This window comes from Pontibacter akesuensis (genome assembly GCF_001611675.1).
GTDB lineage: Bacteria > Bacteroidota > Bacteroidia > Cytophagales > Hymenobacteraceae > Pontibacter > Pontibacter akesuensis.
The window spans coordinates 4,579,425-4,599,515 of the sequence record NZ_CP014766.1 but is presented as its reverse complement, the minus strand read 5'-3'; the positions used below and the strand labels follow the sequence as shown (position 1 = coordinate 4,599,515).

Below are 20,091 nucleotides of genomic sequence, written 5' to 3'. Positions count from 1 at the left end.
TAAGTAGTTGTCCCTTCATGATAGTCAGATAATTCAATCCTATATTAAAATCATTTTCAAACATCTTCAAAAGTAGTCTCCACGGCTTCCAGGAAGACCCAAGGGAAAAAATAATTCGCTTCATGCCATCTGCCGGTGGTTTAGTGAGGCTATTGCTGTGTCAATTTTTCACCTCTTCCAACAATTTTATCACGAAATTACACATGAATGTAAAACCTTTACACAATCAACACGTGCGGGATTACCTAAACTTCCAGCGGGGGCTGCTGGTGCTGGTGTTCTTCCTGCTCACGGCCTTCGGGGCGCAGGCGCAAACGGTAACTACGGATAAGGACGATTATTCCCCCGGCCAATATGTTATAGTAACCGGAACCGGATGGACACCCGGTGAAACAGTATCTTTTGACTTTCATGAGACTCCGCAGGTTTGCACCAGCGACCATCATGTGAGAAATACCATTGCTAATGCTGATGGCAGTATTCTGTATAGCCAGTTTTTGATCAATGAGAAGCATTTAGGAGTTTCTTTTGTATTGACAGCTACAGGCCAGTCTTCAGGTTTAACGGCTGTTACAAATTTTACAGATGCTGGAATACGAAATGTAACAGTTGCTGGTACCTCATTTTGTGCAGGGCAAAATATCAAGGTAAACTTTGAAGCAATTTCTGCAGGTGCTGGCGGCGCCTTCAAAAAGGGAAATATATTTACTGCTCAAATAAGTAATACATCAGGCAGTTTTACAGCTCCTATAAATATTGGTATGCTAGAATCAGATGTTTCTAATGTTTTTCATGACATAGAAGCCACAATTCCAGCTAATGCAACACCTGGAGCAGCATATATTATTAGAGTTATTTCAAGTGATCCTATAGTTAACTCAGGAACAATACTCAATACTGCATCTTTTTCTATATCTGCTAAACCAGAAGATGCTAACGCAGGACCTGATCATCTTAATATTACTGGAACTTCAACCACTTTAGCAGGAAATGCGCCTTCTGTTGGGACAGGTGCATGGAGTATAGTAAGTGGTACAGGCGGGTCATTCGGTACAACTGCTACTTCAACATCTTCAAATCCTGCAGCTACCTTCAATGGTACTGCAGGTTCAACTTATGTTTTAAGATGGACTATCACCAATGGTGCTTGTACGTCAACTGATGATGTTACCATTACTTTTAATAGTATTATTGCGACTACAACAACTCTTTCTACTTCTGTAAACCCTTCAGTTTATGCTCAAGCTGTAACTTTTACTGCAACTGTAGCTCCTAACAGTGGATCAAGCACCCCTACAGGTAACGTAGTGTTCAAAAATGGCAGCGATATAATAGGTACTGTAGCTCTTTCTTCTGTAAGTGGTGCACAAAGAGCAACATTTACAACAAGTACCCTTGCTGTAACTATAAGTGGTCATTATGTTACTGCTGTTTATCAAGGTGCAGACAGTTTCGAGATGAGTTCATCGAACGTTGTTAGCCAAGTCGTAAATAAAGCCACTGCCACTGTTACTTTAGCTGGCTTGACAGGTCAAGTATATAATGGATCTGCTATGCATACTACTGCTACTACAGACCCAGCTGGCCTGACAGTAGAATTTACGTACAGCGGTTCTGCTACTGAGCCAACCGAAGCAGGTTCTTACACAGTTGTGGGTACCATTAACAATGCAAACTACTCAGGTTCAGCCACCGGCACATTGGTAATTGGCAAAGCAACTTCTGTGACTACAGTAACTATCGCTAAAGGTGCATTCTCTTACACCGGTTCGGCCATCACGCCAGCCACTGTAAGTGTAACGGGTGCAGGTGGTTTGAATCTGGCTCCAGCCGCTGCTTATGCGAACAATGTGAATGCAGGTACGGCTACGGCTTCCTACACTTTCGCTGGTGATGACAACCACATAGGTTCTTCTGACAGCAAGACATTCGCTATTGGCAAGGCGCCTGCTACGCTGGCTTTGGGCAACCTGACTCACACCTACGATGGCACCTTGAAGTCAGCTACGGCTACTACCACTCCAGCAGGCTTAACTGGTGTGAGTGTGTCCGGTTCCGGTACTGACTTTGGTTCATACGAAGCCAGCGCTTCACTTGACAATGCCAACTACACGGCCATTGCTGTAAGCGGTACTTTACGCATCAGTAAGGCTCCTTCTGCTGTGAGCATGGATGATATTTCGGCTACTTATAATGGAAGCGCTCACGCTGCTTCAGCTACGGCAACTGGTGTCGGAGGCTTGAGCACTACTGCTGGCATCACCTACAGCTACGTAGGAACCGGTGAAACCACTTACCCAGCCAGTGCTGCTGCCCCAACCAATGCAGGCACTTACAGCGTGACGGCTACATACGCGGGTGGCGCCAACCACACTGGAAGCAGCGCAACTGCTACTGTAACTATCAATCCGGCACCTGCTACAATCAGTGTGGCTGATTTAGCTAAGACGTACAACGGATCTGCCCAAGGGGCCACCGTTATTACCTCACCAGCTGGTTTAGCGGTTAATTTTACTTATGAAGGCTCTGCCACTGTTCCAACTGCTGCTGGTACTTATGCTGTAGTGGCTGCCCTGAACAATGGCAACTATACTGCTGCCAACGGAACAGGTACACTTGTTATCGCTAAAGCACCTACCACTACTGTTGTAACTATCGTTGGCGGACCTTTTACTTATACAGGTTCGGCTATTACGCCAGCGACAGTAAGAGTAACAGGTGCGGGTGGCTTGGAGCTGACTCCATCTGCAGTATATGCTAAAAATGTAAATTCAGGTACAGCTACAGCTTCTTACTCTTATGCAGAATCTGCTAACTACCTTGCTTCAACTGACAGCAAGACCTTCAATATCGGTAAGGCCAATGCTACTATCGCAGTATCAGGCAAGACTGTGACCTATGATGGTAATGCTCATGGTGCAACTGGAACTGCTACAGGCGTGAATAATGAAGACCTGAGCAGCCTGCTGAACTTTGGCGCAAGTTTCACTAATGTACCAGGTGGTACAGCTTCTTGGACATTTGCTGGCAACAACAATTACAACATAGCTAACGGTACTGCTGTTATCGTAATTAACAAGGCTGATCAGGTTATCTCTTGGACTGCTCCAGCTAAAATCGTTTATGGTACTGCTCTTTCTGCAATGCAGTTGAATGCTTCTTTAACAACTGGTGATGGTGCTTTAACTTACTCACCAGCTGCTGACGCTTTCTTGGATGCAGGTGATAACCAAACGCTAAGTGTAACTGCTGCAGCAACAACCAACTACAATGCTAAAACTGCAACGGTAAGCATCAATGTAGACAAAGCTAATGCCGTTATAAATGTAGCTGGCAAAAATGTAATCTACGATGGTAATGCTCATGGTGCTACTGGTACAGCAACTGGTGCGAGAAATGAGGACCTGAACAGCTTGCTGAACTTTGGCTCAAGCTTTACTAACGTTCCGGGTGGAACAGCTTCTTGGAGCTTTGCAGGTGACGCTAACCACAACGTAGCTAACGGTACTGCTGCTATTGTAATCAACAAAGCAACTGCTACGTTAGCTCTTGGCAACCTGTCTTATGTTTATGACAGTAATGAGAAGTCAGCTACGGCTACTACAACACCTGCTAACCTGACTGGTGTGAGCATCAGCAATAATGGCAAGACAAACGCTGGTACTTACGCGGTGACTGCTTCTTTAAGCAACACTAACTATGAAGCGGTTCCTGTTACAGCTAACCTGGTTATTGAGAAAACCAATGCTATTATCGCAGTTGAAGGCAAGACCGTTACTTATGACGGTGCTGCTCACGGTGCAACTGGTTCTGCTAAAGGTGTGAAAGGTGAGACTTTAGCTGGTCTTGACTTAGGCGCAAGCTTCACAAACGTACCGGGTGGGACAGCTAATTGGACATTCACTGACGCGACCGGCAACTACAACAACGCCAACGGCAGTGTTGCTATTGCTATTGACAAGGCAACTACTACGACAGTGGTAACAATTGTTGGCGGTCCATTCACTTACACCGGTTCGGCTATCACGCCAGCGACAGTAACAGTAACAGGTGCAGGCGGTTTAAATCTAACTCCAGCCGCTGCTTATGCGAACAATGTGAATGCAGGTACGGGTACGGCTTCCTACACTTTCGCTGGTGATGACAACCACATAGGTTCTTCTGACAGCAAGACATTCGCTATTGGCAAGGCGCCTGCTACGCTGGCTTTGGGCAACCTGACTCACACCTACGATGGCACTTTGAAGTCAGCTACGGCTACTACCACACCAGCAGGCTTAACTGGTGTAACTGTAAGTGGTTCTGGTACTGACTTCGGGACATATGCCGCTAGTGCTTCTCTTGACAATGCCAACTACGAAGCTACTGCAGTGAGCGGCACGATCAATATCAGCAAGGCTTCTTCTGTTGTAAGCATGGAAAATGTAACTGCTACTTACAATGGAAACGCTCACGCTGCTTTTGCTACGGCAACTGGTGCTGGTGGTCTTAATACAACTGAAGACATTACCTATAGCTACGTAGGAACCGGTGAAACCACCTTTCCAGCCAGTGCCATTGCCCCAACCAATGCAGGCACTTACAGCGTGACGGCTACATACGCGGGTGGTGCCAACCATACTGGAAGCAGCGCAACTGCTACTGTTACTATCAATCCGGCACCTGCTATGCTGGCACTTAGCAACCTTAAGTATATGTTTGATGGCTCTGCTAAATCGGCTACTGTAACTACTTCGCCTGCTGGCATAGATGTAAATGTGACGTATGCTCCGATTGTAGGTGGTGTGACAGGCACGGCTTCTGCCACTGCTCCAACCGCTGCTGGCACTTATGCTGTGGTAGCAGCATTGAACAACAGCAACTATTCAGCTACAAATGCAACAGGTACCTTGTACATCTACAATGCACCTACTGTGACTCTAAGAGCGTCTGATCCGGTAGCAGTTAATAACTCTTCAACCGTTACAGCTATCTTCGGAGGAGATGTACTAAACAAGATATGGAGTGTTGTGTCTCCTAATGGTGCTGTAGCTACTTATGCAGCTACAGATGATAGCTATACAATAACAAGTACTACAGTTGGAGTATATACAGTTACTCTTTCTTACACCAATGGTGTAGGTATACCATTTTCTGAAAAAGCCTTCTCCGTCTTCTTCGACCCTACAGCTGGCTTTGTAACTGGCGGCGGCTGGATTGATTCTCCAGCAGGTGCTAGTACTGCTTATCCTGATGCAGTTGGAAGGGCTAACTTTGGTTTTGTATCTAAATATGAAAAGGGAGCAAACAAGCCAACTGGTAATACTGAATTCCAGTTCAAGGCTGGTGATCTTAACTTTAAGAGCACTAACTACCAATGGTTGACAGTATCTGGTGCAAGAGCGCAGTTCAAAGGTACCGGTACTATCAATGGTGTGGGTTCATTTGATTTCATTTTGACAGCCATCGACGGACAAGTGTCCGGTGGAGGTGGAACTGATAAATTCCGCATTAAGATTACTAATACAGACGGAACTATAGTGTATGACAATCAGAGAGGATTAGCTGATGATGCAGCTATCGTTACGGAAGTTACTGGTTCTATTGTAATCCACCAGCCTGCAAACGTAAAAGCCGGTTCGACTACGAGCAAGGTTGTTGCGCAAGATAAACCACAACCAGAAGTTTCTGCAACTAAATTCCTCAACTACCCGAACCCTTACAACGACAGAACAACCATTGCGTTCACTGCCGAAAAGGAAGGAAGCTTTGCTTTGGAAGTGTATGACGTAAAGGGAGCGCTTGTGAGAAAACTAGACATGGGCGTGACAGAAGCTGGCAAAACGTATGAGTATGACCTTGATAGCCGTAATATGCCCGAGGGGATGTACTTTGCCAGATTAATGACAAGTTCAGGTGTACAGACAATCAAGATGGTGCTTAAGCGCTAATACCAGGTCTTAAGCCTTGTTTAAAGAGAAAGCGCCGGTGCCCGTGAGGTGGCCGGCGCTTTCTCTTTGAACAAGGCTTTTTTATATCGTTACATTTGGGAGGAACGGCAGAAAAGCTTACATGACAATCGTAGGAAAAAAACCAAAAATATTTTCCTGCAGCCGATGCTATCCCGTCCTGATTTAAAACGATTTTAACTAATGTTATATGTGGCTGATTTATACTTAGCTATTGCGGCTGATTTACCTGTTACTTACAGCTAAGATAAAGTATAACTTGAACGTGTGTGGTAGAAAGTGCTATTGGCAGCAGCAACCTTTTATTTTCCCGGGGGTATAGTAGTCAGAATCTTGATGTGCTGCTTTTGCGTTGCAAAGCAGTTTTGAGAAACAAACACAACCCAATGATTATGATCGTTTGCAGAATAATTTTCAGAAAACTTATTAAATTGATTGCTGAATAGCTTCCACTCAAGCAGGTTAGCAGCTTGAGGTGTTTTTTTCTTTTTATGCAGAGTAGGAGATTTATATAGAATTATACTTTTATATAAACAAAAATCATCCTTACTTTGTAGCAAGTACATGAGCAAGACCTATACACATAGCACCCTTATCTCCCTGGCAGCGCCTGTTGCCCTGGTTGCGCCTGTACATTTCCATCACATCCACCATTCCTCGTAAGAGGAATAACAACAACATATTGCCCCCACTGGGCGTTGGCCCTATTTATACTTAGCTTTGAGCAAAGTGTAACACTATACCCTATTCTTAAAAATCTCATTTTAGACGATACCAATGCTTCGATTAGCAATACAGAAATCCGGCAGGTTAAGTGAAGATTCCCTGAACCTGATCCGCGAGTGCGGCATATCCTTTGTAAACTCCTCTCTAAAACTCAAAACAGAATGCACCAACTTCCCGCTGGAGATACTGTTTCTGCGCGACGATGATATCCCCGGCTATGTGGCCGACGGCGTGGCTGACATTGGCATAGTAGGAGAGAACGTGCTGGTGGAGGAAGGAAAGCAGGAATTGACCGTTGAGAAGCTTGGATTCTCTAAATGCCGCCTGTCGCTGGCGGTGCCGAAAAGTATGGCCTACAGCTCCATCCAAGACCTTAATGGCAAGAACATCGCCACTTCATACCCAAACTTGCTGCAGGCATACCTGCAGGAGCAGGGGGTGCAGGCTAATATTCACACCATCAGTGGCTCCGTGGAGATTGCGCCAAGTATAGGCCTGGCAGAGGCAATCTGCGACATCGTGAGTTCTGGAAGCACGCTCATCAGCAACGGGCTGAAGGAGGTGGAGCGCGTGTTTAAGTCGGAGGCGGCGCTTATTGCTACAAAAGATCTTTCGCAGGAGAAGCAGGAAATACTGGAGAAGCTACTGTTTCGCATTCATGCAGTGCAGCGCGCTCGCAAAGCGAAATACATCCTTCTTAACTCCCCGAACGATAAGATACAGGAAATAAGCAACCTGCTTCCAAGCGTAAAGGCCCCAACCGTGCTCCCCTTGGCAGAGGAGGGCTGGAGCTCACTGCACTCCGTAGTGAACGAAGACGATTTCTGGGAGATCATCGAGAAGATCAAAGATGCCGGTGCACAGGGAATCCTGGTGGTGCCAATCGAAAAAATGATAATCTAACGCCATGCGTAAAATAATTGATCCTGCTCCTGAAATTTGGGCAGAACTCGCTAAGCGGCCTACAAAAAATCTGGAGGACCTGGAGCCTGGCATTCTGGAAACATTCAAGCTGGTACAGGAGCAGGGCGATAACGCGCTGCTACAGCTGGCAGACAAGTATGACGGTGTAAAACTCAGTTCCCTCGTAGCTTCAACAGAGGAGATTGCTGCTGCTGAGTCTGGAGTATCTCAGGAGCTGAAGGAAGCCATTTTGCAGGCATATAGTAATATACAACTGTTTCATACGCAACAGGCTGAGCCGGTAAAACAGGTAGAAACGATGTTTGGCGTTACCTGCTGGCGTAAGAGTGTACCGATTGAAAAGGTTGGCCTGTACATACCCGGTGGCACGGCCCCATTGTTTTCTACGCTGCTGATGCTGGGCGTGCCGGCGCGCATTGCAGGGTGCCAGGAGTTGGTGCTGTGCACGCCGCCTTCCAAAGACGGAAACATTCACCCGGCTATACTTTATACCGCCTCGCTGCTTGGTGTTTCCCGCATCATTAAAGCGGGTGGTGCGCAGGCAATAGCGGCCATGGCTTTCGGAACAGAGAGCGTGCCGCCTGTTTACAAAATATTTGGGCCCGGTAACCAGTATGTTACGGTGGCAAAGCAACTGGTAAGCAAAGCCGGTGTAGCCATCGATCTGCCTGCCGGTCCTTCGGAAGTGCTGGTAATGGCGGATGAGACAGCAAACCCAGCCTTCGTAGCTGCCGATCTGCTCTCACAGGCTGAGCACGGTCCTGACTCGCAGGTGGTGCTGCTGGCCTCTTCAGAAGCAGTGCTGGCACAGGTAGAGCAGGAGCTGGAGGCACAATTGAAGGTGCTGCCACGGAAAGAATTTGCTGCCAAAGCGTTAAACAACAGCCTCGGCATTGTACTTGGAGGCGTGGAGGAGATGCTACGTTTCTCCAACTTGTACGCACCCGAGCACCTGATTCTTTCAGTTTCTGATTTTGAGCAGCTGCTGGATGGCATTACCAATGCCGGCTCCGTATTCCTGGGCCACTATAGCCCTGAGTCTGCCGGGGATTATGCCTCCGGCACCAACCACACGTTGCCTACAAACGGCTACGCCCGCGCTTACAGTGGCGTGTCGTTAGACAGCTTCGTCAAAAAGATAACGTTCCAGTACATCACCCGTGAAGGGTTGCAGAATATTGGCCAAACCATCGAAACCATGGCTGAGGCTGAAGGGCTGGAGGCACACAAAAACGCAGTAAGTATACGCCTTAACGAATTGAACCGTGTTTAACCTGAATGATATTATTCGGCCGAATGTGCTGAAAATGCGCGCCTATTCATCGGCCCGAGATGAGTTTAAAGGCGCTGCCAGTGTGTTTCTGGATGCCAATGAGAATAACCTGGGCAGCCTGGCCGGTGAAGGCTTTAACCGCTACCCCGATCCGCACCAGAAAAAGCTGAAATCCCGGATTGCCGAAATCAAAGGCGTCCGTCCGGAGCAGATTTTTTTAGGCAATGGCTCCGACGAAGCCATTGACCTGCTGTTTCGCATGGTGTGCCGCCCCGGGCAGGACAGCATGCTGCACCTGCCGCCAACCTATGGCATGTATGAAGTATCGGCCAACCTGAATGAGGTGGAGATGCAGGCGGTGCAGTTGACAGCTGATTTCCAGGTGCCGGTGGAGGAGGTTCTGTTGCAGGTAAAATCAGAAACTAAAATCATCTTTATCTGCTCTCCTAATAACCCGACCGGTAATCTAATAGAAGCAGAAAGTATAGAGGACATCCTTGAATCCTTCCATGGGTTGGTGGTTGTGGATGAGGCCTACATTGATTTTTCAGATGAGCCGAGCTGGACTACACGACTAAAGGAGTTTCCGAATTTGGTCGTACTACAGACGTTCTCCAAAGCTTGGGGCATGGCAGGCTTACGCTTAGGACTTGCTTTTGCCTCTGAAGAATTAATCACTGTATTGGATAAAATAAAGCCGCCGTACAACATCAACGAATCGACACAAGCCCTTGCACTGGAGGCGCTGGAGCGAGAGGAGGCCCTAAAGGATATGGTGGAGGAAATTGTGCAGGAGCGTGAGTTGCTGCTACAATCGCTGCCTGATTTGCCAACTGTAGAGCAGGTGTATCCTTCAGACGCGAACTTTATACTTGTTAAAGTAAAAGATGCAGATGGTTTGTATAAGTTTCTACTGGGTAAAGGGATAGTGGTTCGGAACAGGTCAAGTTTGCCGGGATGTGAAGGTTGCCTGCGCATCTCAGTTGGCACACTGGAGGAGAACCAAGAATTGCTTAAAGCTATAGCAGAATTTTAATTCCTATCACAAAGCTCGTATAAAGTAGCACGATTTTATTTTAATTATGTTTCGGTTCTTAATGCGTAATATTTGACACTTATAATTTAAATGAAAAAAGTACTTTTTATAGATCGTGACGGTACCATTCTGGAAGAGCCAAAAACAGATTACCAGGTGGATACACTGGAGAAGTTTGCCTTCCTTCCCAAATCTATCACCAACCTGGCGCGCATTTTCCATGAGTTGGATTACGAGTTTGTGATGGTGACAAACCAGGATGGCTTGGGAACTGATTCATACCCGGAGGAAACTTTTTGGCCCTACCAGAACAAGATGCTGGAGATCCTGGAAACAGAGGGTGTTAAGTTTGATGACATACTGATTGACCGCAGCTTTGAGCATGAAGGACTCGAAACGCGCAAGCCGGGTATAGGCATGATGAAGCGTTACCTGGAAACAGGTGCGTATGATCTGTCCAATAGTTTCGTGATCGGTGACCGGCTGACGGATGTGAAACTGGCTCTTAATTTGGGTGCAAAAGCTATTTTTATTGGTGAGACGGCCGCCGAGGGAGCAGCTCTTAGCACCACCGATTGGGATGCGATTTATACTTTCCTGAAGCAGCAGCGCCCAACCCGCACCGCCCGCGTGCACCGCAGCACATCTGAAACGGACATTAAGGTAGAGTTGAACCTGGATGGAAGCGGCAAAATGGATATCAAAACCGGGCTAGGTTTTTTTGACCATATGCTGGAGCAGGTGGCCAAGCACGCCAGAATCGACCTACACATACAGGTAAAGGGCGACCTGCACATCGACGAGCACCATACCATAGAGGATACAGCACTGGCTTTGGGCGAGGCTTTTGTAACCGCACTAGGGGATAAGCGGGGCATTAGTCGCTATGGTTTTTTCCTTTTGCCCATGGACGATGTGCTGGCGCAAGTGGCAATTGATTTCAGCGGAAGGCCCTGGGCCGTTTGGCAGGCAGAGTTTAACAGGGAAAAAGTAGGCGACATGCCAACCGAGATGTTCTACCACTTTTTTAAATCCTTTTCCGACACCGCAAAGGCGAACGTAAACATTAAAGTGGATGGCCAAAACGAGCACCACAAGATTGAGGCAATTTACAAAGCCTTTGCCCGTGCCATTCGCATGGCTGTGGAGCGCGACCTGCAGGACAACACTATTCCGAGCACAAAGGGAATTTTGTAGAACGGAAAGCTTCTAAAGCAAAAGGAGCGGGTAAAACCGCTCCTTTTGCTTTTATATCAGTTAAGTTTCAGCCAATCCCGTGCGGCCTCTATATCATCAAATGTCTCCACCTGCACGTCCTTCTCCATGTACCTGAGTGATTTGTCGGTGGAGAGGCGGCTAAGGGTGCTGGGGGAATAAACCCATGCAAAACAAGCCATTCCAGCCTGTTTCATTCGGGGCATCCAATTCTCGCCAACCCATCGGGAGGCTCCTGACCAGATGCCCTCCACATTCGTATTATCGTTCAGAATCCGGAAGCACTGCTTGGCATCCATGTAGAAAAGTATCTTTTCGCAACCGGCAGTAACCGTATCATAGTTCACATAGCCGCGCCAGTTCACATAGATCCACTCATCCTCCAGGTTATGTTCTATCACAATGTAGCTCTCTCTGTAAAGGAGTTCGTTACGCGATACTTTCATAAGTAGGTGTTAAGGTTATAGTAAACGCTTCTCCTAAGCAAGTATTTTTTCTTCTTCAAATCCAGCAAGCACACTAGTATGGAGCCCGTTCTACTACGAATAATATTTGGTTTTCGAAGCCCGGGATGCTTAAGCATAACATGCCTCAGCAAATCAAATTTATTTAAATATGCACAAATATAGCAATTATAGATATAGTATTGTCCATGAGACAGCAGCTATGACCTGATTGTTTCCTATTGCCCAGAAATCTGTTACGGTTGAATCTAGTTTTTGGGTAACAGATAGGCTGATTCTTTTTAGTCGAAGCGGGTGTGCACTTTTTAGTTTGCTTATACTTCTACTAAACGTTAAAGTATTCTGCGCTATTGTTTTAGAAGCAGTTATGCTAAAGGGAGAAATTATTAATCATACCTGAGTTTAGAAGTAAAATTTTTTAAGGAGGGAAAGGGCGGTTAACAATCAAACTCACGATGTATTATCTCAGGTAAGGCGATTTTACTAGGGAATGATGAAGGCGGATGTGGCCTAAAACCTTTCAGATCGAAAATAAATTAAAACAAGTGTTTGGAGTTCTCGTTTTACCCTATACTTTTGCAGGAGAGAAAAGGCAGAAATCCTGTTTTCTCACTTAAATAGAAATTATGGCTCATATTCTTCATTTGGCAGCTTGGTGGTGGCACGTTATGCAAACGAACGTGAACAGCACTGCTATATCCCTACTGAAGAGATAAAAGCACAAACGATAAAGGTATAAAAGGCCTGCTGTTCAACCCGAATAGCAGGCCTTTTTGTTTTTCCATCACCCCAAAACTGCATGAAAAAGTATACCCTACATACCACTTTCAAACGGCTGCTGGCAGACACGCTTACACCTGTCAGTGTTTATTTGAAGTTGCGCGACAAATTCCCGAACAGCATTCTACTGGAAAGCTCCGACTACCACGGTGCCGAAAACAGCTTTTCCTATATCTGCTGCAACCCTATGGCAAGTATAAAAGCCGAGAACGAGGTGTTGACAGAGGTTTTCCCGGATGGCAGTGTCCGCACCACCGATATTACCAAAGACACAAATGTGCCGGTGCTGCTGGGGGAGTTTTCCAGAAGCTTTGAGGTGGAGGAGAACAAGCAGTTCAGCTTCATCCACAACGGCCTGTTCGGGTACATGAGCTATGATGCTGTGCGCTATTATGAGGACATTCAGTTGAACATGCGGGAGGGTCGCGCAGAGATTCCAGACTTATATTATGCGGTGTACCGCCACATCATAGCCATCAACCACTTCACTAACGAGGCCTATATTTTCGCACATAACTATAACCAAGGAGAGGATGATGGAATAGCGCAGCTGGAGGCCTTGTTGAATAGCCGCAACATTCCGAGCTATACTTTCAGGACAAGCGGTGCTGAAGAACATAACATCAGCGGGGAAACTTTTCTGAAGAATATCGCCAAAGCCAAAGAGCACTGCTACCGCGGCGATGTATTCCAACTGGTGCTTTCACGCCGGTTTGCCCAGAGTTTTCAGGGTGATGATTTCAATGTATACCGTTCGTTGCGCTCTATCAACCCTTCACCTTACCTATTTTACTTCGACTACGGCAGCTTCAAGATTTTCGGCTCATCACCGGAGGCCCAGCTGGTGATTAAGGACAAGAAGGCCAGTATATTCCCGATTGCCGGCACGTTCCGAAGAACAGGCGACGATGCGGCTGACGCGGCACTTGCCGAGAAACTGCTGGCCGACCCAAAGGAGAATGCCGAGCACGTGATGCTGGTAGATTTGGCTCGTAACGACCTGAGCCGCAACGGACACAGCGTGCAGGTGGAGACGTTCCGGGAGATACAGTTTTACTCGCACGTGATTCACTTAGTGTCTAAAGTGTCAGGTACTTTGCACCGGCAGGAGGATGCACTCCAGATGGTGGCCAGCACGTTTCCGGCAGGCACCCTTTCCGGCGCCCCCAAGCACATGGCCATGCAACTGATCGACCGCTACGAAACAACAAACCGTGCCTTTTATGGTGGCTGCATTGGCTTCCTCGACTTTAACGGCAACTTTAACAGTGCCATCATGATTCGCTCTTTCCTGAGCAAAGACTACAAATTATATTTTCAGGCAGGTGCAGGCATTGTGGCGGCCTCCGATCCGGAGAGCGAGCTGCAGGAGGTGGACAACAAACTAATGGCCTTGCGCCGCGCACTGGAAATGGCCCAAGAAATTAACTGATATGAACGTTCTGGTAATAGATAACTACGACTCTTTCACCTACAATTTGGTGCACTTGCTGCAGGAGCTGGGGGCAACGGTAACGGTTCGGAGAAACGACAAGATCACGCTGGAGGAAGTTGGAACCTTCGACAAAATCATGCTTTCGCCCGGCCCTGGAATTCCTGACGAAGCGGGGCTGTTGAAAGAGGTCATCCGCACCTATGGCTCCAGCAAAGACCTGTTCGGAGTTTGCCTCGGCCATCAGGCAATAGGCGAGGTATACGGGGGTAAATTGTTTAACAGCAAGGAAGTATGGCATGGCGTGGCGGTGCCGGTGCAGGTGGTGAGTACGCAGGAGCCGCTGTTCCAGAACCTTCCAACGCGATTTCAGGCGGGCCGCTACCACTCCTGGCTGGTGGAGCAGGAACTGCCGGCTTGCCTGGAACCAACCGCTGTCGATGCGCAGGGACACATCATGGCTATGCGCCACCGGGAGCACAACGTGCGCGGCGTACAGTTTCACCCGGAGTCGGTGCTAACTGAGCATGGCAGGGAAATGATTAAGAACTGGTTAGACAGCTAAACTGGGCACAGGACACAAGTAGCAAGACACAATGTTTGTAGACTAGAAAAGAAAAGTCTTGAGTCTTACGTCTTTAGTCTAACATCTAATAATAACATGAAAGAAATACTGAACCACTTATTTGAGCATAAGACCCTGACGAAAGCTGAGGCGCGGGAGGTGCTGGTGAATGTGACCGCCGGTAAGTATAACCAGAACCAGATTTCAAGTTTCCTGACCGTATTTATGATGCGCAGCATTACGGTGGATGAACTGGAGGGCTTTCGCGATGCGCTGCTGGACCTGTGCCACCGCGTAGACCTGGATGCCTACAACCCGATTGACCTGTGTGGAACTGGAGGTGACGGCAAAGACACTTTCAATATCTCTACGCTGGCTTCTTTTGTAGTGGCGGCTAACGGGGTGGCAGTAGCAAAGCACGGCAACTATGGCGTTTCTTCGTCCTGCGGGTCTTCTAACGTGCTGGAGGCGTTAGGTGTAAAGTTCACCACTGATACCGATGCTTTAAAGCGGAGCATCGAGAAGTACAGCATTTGTTTTCTGCATGCGCCCCTGTTTCACCCGGCCATGAAGAGTGTGGGACCTATTCGGAAGGAGCTGGGTGTGAAGACGTTCTTTAACATGCTTGGCCCTATGGTGAATCCTGCTTTTCCGAAGCGGCAGTTAGTGGGCGTATTTAGCCTGGAACTGGCGCGCATGTATGGTTATCTTTATCAGCAAACTGACACCCGCTATATTATTCTCCATACATTAGACGGCTACGACGAAATCTCCCTGACAAGTCCTTTCAAAGTGATTTCTGATTCCCGGGAAGCGCTGTTAGATGCAACTTCGCTTGGCTTGCCGCAGTTGCAGCACGAACAGATAAAAGGCGGCTCGGATGTGGCCTCTTCAGCAGAAATATTTTTGAAGGTATTGAAAGCAGAGGGCACCGAGGCGCAGACAGCCGTTGTAGCTGCAAACGCAGGAATGGCACTCCAGTGCGCACGGCCGGAGTTGGAGCTAAAAGAAGCAGTAAATTTAGCTAAGGAAACACTTGAATCCGGAAGAGCTTACGCGCTATTCAACAAGTTAATAAATGATCAGAAACTGGTGGAGGCTTGATTTTTCAGACCTTCACATTTCTATAATTTAAGTTAGAACAACATGAACATACTAGACGAAATAATCGCCACCAAATACAAGGAGGTAGCCGAACGCAAGGAGCTGTATCCGGTGAAGCTGCTGGAAAAGAGCCTGTACTTCGAAACGCCGTGCATCTCGTTAGAGCGCTACCTGCTGCGCCCCGACAAAAGCGGCATCATTGCTGAAATCAAGCGTAAGTCACCTTCACGGGGAGACATCAACCCTTATGTGTCGGTGGAGCGCACGTCTATCGGCTATATGCAAGCGGGCGCTTCAGCGCTTTCTATATTAACGGATGGGACATACTTTGGAGGAAAAAACGAAGACCTGATGACAGCGCGGAAGTATAACTACTGCCCAATTTTGCGCAAAGACTTCACAGTGGACGAGTACCAGATTGTGGAGGCTAAATCCATCGGCGCGGATGCAATTTTGTTGATAGCTGCTGCACTGGAGCCTGAGCGTCTGAAAGAACTGGCTGCTTTTGCCCGTTCATTCGGGTTGGAGGTGCTACTGGAGGTGCGTGATAAAGAAGAGTTGGACGCCGCACTTTCTGAAAATGTAAACGTGGTGGGTGTAAACAATCGCAACCTGAAAGACTTTGTAACGGATATCAATGCCTCGTTTGAGCTGGCGCACCACATCCCGTCAGGTATGACGAAGATCTCGGAAAGCGGCATCAGTCAGCCCAAAACTTTGCTGGAGCTGCGACAGGCTGGTTTCAACGGGTTTCTGATTGGGGAGAACTTTATGTACAACAGCCGCCCTGAGCGTGCCGCATCCGATTTTATTCGTGAGTACCGGCAGCTGCGCGATAAGCTAGAGGCCGGGGAACTGGTGAGAAGCTAAGCATTTATACTTAGAGGTATGAAAATAAAAGTATGCGGCATGCGGCAAGCGGAGAACCTGCGGGAGTTGGCGGCGCTACAACCCGACTACATCGGCTTTATATTTTACGAAAACTCCAAGCGCTGCGCCGAGGGCCATATCACTCCTGAACTGCTGGCCGAACTACCGGCAAGTATAAAAAAGGTGGGTGTGTTTGTAAATGCCACGACTGACACCATCAAAGCCACTGTAGCCAGGTTTAAACTGGACGCGGTGCAGCTGCATGGCAGCGAGTCGGCGAGGCAGTGCGCGGAGGTGCAGGCGCTCGAGGTGGAGGTGATTAAGGTGTTTTCGGTCGATGACCGTTTTGTGTTCGAGAACACGCTGCTCTATGAGTCTTGCGCAGACTACTTCCTGTTCGACACGAAGGGCAAAGAGCATGGCGGCAACGGAATTCCCTTTGATTGGGAATTGCTGCAAGGCTACCTGTCACCAAAGCCATACTTCCTGAGCGGCGGGATCAGCCTTGAAAACGTGCCGCACCTGGATAAAGTCCGGCCAAAACCATTTGCCATTGATGTGAACAGTGGCTTTGAGCAGGAGCCGGGGCTGAAGAACATCGAAACGCTGAATGAGCTGTTTGGCTTGATCAGAAACAAATAAATTGTAGAGTTAAGCATGGCGCAGTTTTAATCTTGTGCTTATGTGTACATAATAAAGCTAGTGCAAGTTTAGAATCTAGCGTCTTACATCTAACGTCTCTAAAAATGAGCTATCACGTTAACGAAAAAGGTTTTTATGGGCAGTTTGGCGGGGCCTACGTGCCCGAGATGCTGTACCCCAATGTGGAGGAGCTGCGTCAGAACTATTTGCTTATCATGGCGCAGCCAGAATTTCAGGAAGAACAGCAAAAGCTGCTGAAGGATTACGTGGGACGGCCAACGCCATTATACTTTGCCCCGCGCCTGTCGGAGAAGTACAATACCAAAGTATACCTGAAGCGCGAGGACCTGAACCACACGGGTGCCCATAAGATTAACAATACCATTGGTCAGGTACTGCTGGCAAAGCGGCTGGGGAAGAAACGCATTATTGCTGAAACCGGTGCTGGCCAGCATGGCGTGGCCACGGCTACCGTGTGCGCACTGATGGGGCTGGAGTGCATTGTGTACATGGGCGAGGTAGACATTGAGCGCCAGGCGCCGAACGTTGCCCGCATGAAAATGCTCGGCGCTAAGGTAGTGCCGGCTACCAGCGGAAGCAGAACTTTAAAGGACGCCACCAATGAGGCTATCCGAGACTGGATTAATAATCCGGAAGACACCTATTACATCATTGGATCAGTAGTTGGTCCACACCCGTACCCGGACATGGTCGCACGCTTCCAATCTGTGATTTCAGAGGAAATGCGGTATCAGCTGCTGGAGAAGGAGGGTACTGAACTGCCAACCTACGTGATTGCGTGTGTGGGCGGTGGCAGCAATGCCGCCGGGGCATTTTACCATTACCTCGATGAGCCAACAGTGGAGCTGGTGGCCGTGGAGGCAGCTGGCAAGGGCGTTGACACCGGTGAGTCGGCGGCTACCTCAGTGCTGGGGAAAGACGGCATCATACACGGCAGCCGTACGCTGTTGATGCAGACAGAGGACGGACAGGTAACGGAGCCATACTCTATCTCTGCCGGTCTGGATTACCCTGGTGTTGGCCCGATGCACGCGCACCTGTTCGTTAGCAAGCGCGCTCGCTTTGAAAACGTAACCGACGATGACGCGCTGAAGGCGGTACTGGAGCTGACGCGGCTCGAGGGAATAATTCCGGCTTTGGAAACAGCACACGCCCTCGCAGTGCTAGAGCGGCTGCAGGCAAAGCCCCAGGATATTGTAGTCATCAACCTTTCGGGCCGTGGCGACAAAGACCTTTCTACCTACCTTAAGCATTTCAATTTCGATGAAGAATAGAATCAGAAACCTTTTTGAGCAGAAGCCGAAGGGGCTGCTGTCGGTATACTTTACGGCTGGGTACCCCAACCTGAACGATACGGAAGCCATCATACTCGAACTGGAGAAAAACGGCGTGGACATGATAGAGGTGGGAATGCCTTTCTCTGATCCGTTGGCAGATGGACCCACCATTCAGCAGAGTAGCACGGTGGCGCTGCAAAATGGCATGACCATTTCCAAGTTGTTCGAGCAGCTGCAGGATATACGGCAGAAAACTCAGATACCGCTGGTGCTGATGGGCTACCTGAATCCGGTAATGCAGTATGGGGTGGAGCCCTTCTGCCAAAAAGCAAGTGAAGTAGGCATAGACGGCGTTATTCTGCCTGACCTTCCGCTGCGCGAGTATGTGGAGGAGTACAAGGAGCTGTTTGCCAAGTATAACCTGAGCAAAGTGTTCCTCATCACACCGCAGACACCGGAGGAGCGCATCCGTGAAATAGACAGCCACACCAATGGCTTTATTTACATGGTGTCTACGGCTTCCACCACAGGCAAAACGATCGGTTTGGCAGAGCAGAGCCAGGCATATTTCCAGCGCGTGGCAGGCATGAAACTGCAGAACCCCGGCGTTATCGGTTTTGGCATCCACGACCGCGAAACCTTTGCCTCTGCTTGCAACCATGGCAGCGGTGCCATCATCGGCAGTGCTTTTGTAAAGGCGCTAACGCAGGAGGGAAGCCTGCAAGAGAACATATCATCATTCATCCAAAGCATCAGAAACTAACATGATCATACAACTCCAGCAAGGAATTCCGGCGGAGCTGAAGGAGAATATCCTGCAGCAGGTGAAGGCAATCGGCTATAAGGCCAACGAGGTGCAGACGCAGGAGGCCCATTATTTGGTTGCCATCGGCAAAAAAGAGTTCGACATCCGCCACATCGGCCAGTTGCCGGGCGTGGCGGACATTCACCGCGTATCGGAGGAATACAAGCTTATTTCCCGCAAGTGGCGCGTAAACCCTACCCGCATCGATTTAGGAGATGGCGTGGTCATCGGGGAGGGCAGCCTTAGCCTCATGGCCGGCCCTTGCTCTATCGAGAGCGAGGCCCAGATTGAGAGCGTGGTGGCGCACCTAAGAAAGAATAATGTGAAGATCATGCGTGGCGGCGTTTTCAAGCCCCGCAGCTCTCCTTATGCCTTTCGCGGTATGGGCATGGACGGCCTCAAAATGTTCCACCGCATTTGCCGCGAAAATGACATCAAGGTAATTACCGAGGTGATGCAGGTGTCTCAGATTGAGGAGATGATTGACTATGTGGATGTGTTCCAGGTGGGCGCCCGCAACAGCCAGAACTTCAACTTACTTGATTCTCTTGGAGAATCGCAGAAGCCGGTGCTGCTGAAGCGCGGTATTTCCGGTACGCTGGAAGAGTTGCTGCAGGCGGCGGAGTACATCTTCTCGCATGGCAACGAGAAAATCATGTTGTGTGAGCGCGGCATCCGCTCCTACGAAAATGCGTACCGCAACGTGCTGGACTTGAACGCCGTTCCGGTGCTGAAAGAAAAAACGCACCTGCCGGTGATTGTAGACCCGTCGCACGGCATTGGCTTGCGTGATTATGTGGAGCAGATGTCGTTGGCGGCTGTAATGGCCGGTGCAGACGGTGTGATCTACGAAACGCACCAGACACCGGAGAAAGCCTTTTCAGATGCACAGCAAACCGTTGACTTCCGGGAGTCGGAGCGAATGATACAGCGCATGCGCCAGGCGTTTGAGCTGCGGGAAAGCTTCTAAGTTTAATCTGCTGTAAATGTAGTTTGAAGTTGCGACATG

General features: G+C 48.6%; 14 protein-coding genes. 13 read left to right on the top strand and 1 reads right to left on the bottom strand.

What is annotated here, in order from left to right:
• Positions 1 to 203 precede the first annotated feature (203 nt).
• From A0W33_RS19495 to hisB, 5 genes are all read left to right on the top strand, one after another.
• Positions 204 to 5,930 carry an MBG domain-containing protein gene (locus A0W33_RS19495; RefSeq protein ID WP_172798147.1) on the top strand — a complete coding sequence of 1,909 codons (5,727 nt, stop codon included), beginning with the start codon at positions 204 to 206 and terminating at the stop codon, positions 5,928 to 5,930.
• Positions 5,931 to 6,725: 795 nt separating this feature from the next.
• Positions 6,726 to 7,577: an ATP phosphoribosyltransferase gene (gene hisG, locus A0W33_RS19485; protein ID WP_068839749.1), complete on the top strand. Its 852-nt coding sequence runs from the start codon at positions 6,726 to 6,728 to the stop codon at positions 7,575 to 7,577.
• Between the two features lie 4 nt (positions 7,578 to 7,581).
• The gene (gene hisD, locus A0W33_RS19480) at positions 7,582 to 8,871 is read left to right on the top strand and encodes a histidinol dehydrogenase (protein ID WP_068839748.1); all 1,290 of its coding nucleotides are present in this window, start codon (positions 7,582 to 7,584) and stop codon (positions 8,869 to 8,871) included.
• Positions 8,864 to 9,907 carry a histidinol-phosphate transaminase gene (hisC, locus tag A0W33_RS19475; RefSeq protein ID WP_068839747.1) on the top strand — a complete coding sequence of 348 codons (1,044 nt, stop codon included), beginning with the start codon at positions 8,864 to 8,866 and terminating at the stop codon, positions 9,905 to 9,907. Before hisD ends, hisC begins: the two co-directional genes overlap by 8 nt.
• Before the next feature lie 90 nt (positions 9,908 to 9,997).
• Entirely contained in the window at positions 9,998 to 11,104 is a 1,107-nt protein-coding gene (hisB, locus tag A0W33_RS19470) for a bifunctional histidinol-phosphatase/imidazoleglycerol-phosphate dehydratase HisB (RefSeq protein ID WP_068839746.1), read from the top strand.
• Between the two features lie 56 nt (positions 11,105 to 11,160).
• Here the strand turns inward: hisB and A0W33_RS19465 are convergent, their stop codons facing one another.
• Positions 11,161 to 11,568 (bottom strand): hypothetical protein, encoded by a 408-nt coding sequence (locus tag A0W33_RS19465; RefSeq protein ID WP_068839745.1) that lies wholly within the window; start codon positions 11,566 to 11,568, stop codon positions 11,161 to 11,163.
• 817 nt (positions 11,569 to 12,385) lie between these two features.
• Between A0W33_RS19465 and A0W33_RS19460 the strand changes: the two genes are divergently transcribed.
• The 8 genes from A0W33_RS19460 to A0W33_RS19425 all read left to right on the top strand — a co-directional run bounded on the left by A0W33_RS19460 (position 12,386) and on the right by A0W33_RS19425 (position 20,052).
• Entirely contained in the window at positions 12,386 to 13,798 is a 1,413-nt protein-coding gene (locus A0W33_RS19460; protein ID WP_068839744.1) for an anthranilate synthase component I family protein, read from the top strand.
• A 1-nt stretch (position 13,799) separates the two neighbouring features.
• A complete protein-coding gene (locus A0W33_RS19455) occupies positions 13,800 to 14,363 on the top strand; it encodes an anthranilate synthase component II (protein WP_068839743.1) in 564 nt (187 codons plus the stop codon).
• Positions 14,364 to 14,459: 96 nt separating this feature from the next.
• Entirely contained in the window at positions 14,460 to 15,467 is a 1,008-nt protein-coding gene (trpD, locus tag A0W33_RS19450; RefSeq protein ID WP_068839742.1) for an anthranilate phosphoribosyltransferase, read from the top strand.
• Between the two features lie 42 nt (positions 15,468 to 15,509).
• Entirely contained in the window at positions 15,510 to 16,337 is an 828-nt protein-coding gene (trpC, locus tag A0W33_RS19445; RefSeq protein ID WP_068839741.1) for an indole-3-glycerol phosphate synthase TrpC, read from the top strand.
• Between the two features lie 18 nt (positions 16,338 to 16,355).
• Entirely contained in the window at positions 16,356 to 16,979 is a 624-nt protein-coding gene (locus tag A0W33_RS19440; RefSeq protein ID WP_068839740.1) for a phosphoribosylanthranilate isomerase, read from the top strand.
• Between the two features lie 104 nt (positions 16,980 to 17,083).
• Complete coding sequence (trpB, locus tag A0W33_RS19435; RefSeq protein WP_068839739.1) at positions 17,084 to 18,274, top strand: tryptophan synthase subunit beta; 1,191 nt, start codon at positions 17,084 to 17,086, stop codon at positions 18,272 to 18,274.
• Positions 18,264 to 19,040 carry a tryptophan synthase subunit alpha gene (gene trpA, locus A0W33_RS19430; protein WP_068839738.1) on the top strand — a complete coding sequence of 259 codons (777 nt, stop codon included), beginning with the start codon at positions 18,264 to 18,266 and terminating at the stop codon, positions 19,038 to 19,040. Before trpB ends, trpA begins: the two co-directional genes overlap by 11 nt.
• 1 nt (position 19,041) lies before the next feature.
• Positions 19,042 to 20,052 carry a bifunctional 3-deoxy-7-phosphoheptulonate synthase/chorismate mutase gene (locus tag A0W33_RS19425; protein WP_068839737.1) on the top strand — a complete coding sequence of 337 codons (1,011 nt, stop codon included), beginning with the start codon at positions 19,042 to 19,044 and terminating at the stop codon, positions 20,050 to 20,052.
• The last annotated feature ends 39 nt before the right edge of the window (positions 20,053 to 20,091 follow it).

Bases quoted from the DNA above. Each gene is read 5' to 3' on its own strand.
- A0W33_RS19495 (WP_172798147.1), top strand. From the start codon at position 204: ATGAATGTAAAACCTTTACACAATCAACACGTGCGGGATTACCTAAAC.
- hisG (WP_068839749.1), top strand. From the start codon at position 6,726: ATGCTTCGATTAGCAATACAGAAATCCGGCAGGTTAAGTGAAGATTCC.
- hisD (WP_068839748.1), top strand. From the start codon at position 7,582: ATGCGTAAAATAATTGATCCTGCTCCTGAAATTTGGGCAGAACTCGCT.
- hisB (WP_068839746.1), top strand. From the start codon at position 9,998: ATGAAAAAAGTACTTTTTATAGATCGTGACGGTACCATTCTGGAAGAG.
- A0W33_RS19465 (WP_068839745.1), bottom strand. From the start codon at position 11,568: ATGAAAGTATCGCGTAACGAACTCCTTTACAGAGAGAGCTACATTGTG.
- A0W33_RS19460 (WP_068839744.1), top strand. From the start codon at position 12,386: ATGAAAAAGTATACCCTACATACCACTTTCAAACGGCTGCTGGCAGAC.
- A0W33_RS19455 (WP_068839743.1), top strand. From the start codon at position 13,800: ATGAACGTTCTGGTAATAGATAACTACGACTCTTTCACCTACAATTTG.
- trpD (WP_068839742.1), top strand. From the start codon at position 14,460: ATGAAAGAAATACTGAACCACTTATTTGAGCATAAGACCCTGACGAAA.
- trpC (WP_068839741.1), top strand. From the start codon at position 15,510: ATGAACATACTAGACGAAATAATCGCCACCAAATACAAGGAGGTAGCC.
- A0W33_RS19440 (WP_068839740.1), top strand. From the start codon at position 16,356: ATGAAAATAAAAGTATGCGGCATGCGGCAAGCGGAGAACCTGCGGGAG.
- trpB (WP_068839739.1), top strand. From the start codon at position 17,084: ATGAGCTATCACGTTAACGAAAAAGGTTTTTATGGGCAGTTTGGCGGG.
- trpA (WP_068839738.1), top strand. From the start codon at position 18,264: ATGAAGAATAGAATCAGAAACCTTTTTGAGCAGAAGCCGAAGGGGCTG.
- A0W33_RS19425 (WP_068839737.1), top strand. From the start codon at position 19,042: ATGATCATACAACTCCAGCAAGGAATTCCGGCGGAGCTGAAGGAGAAT.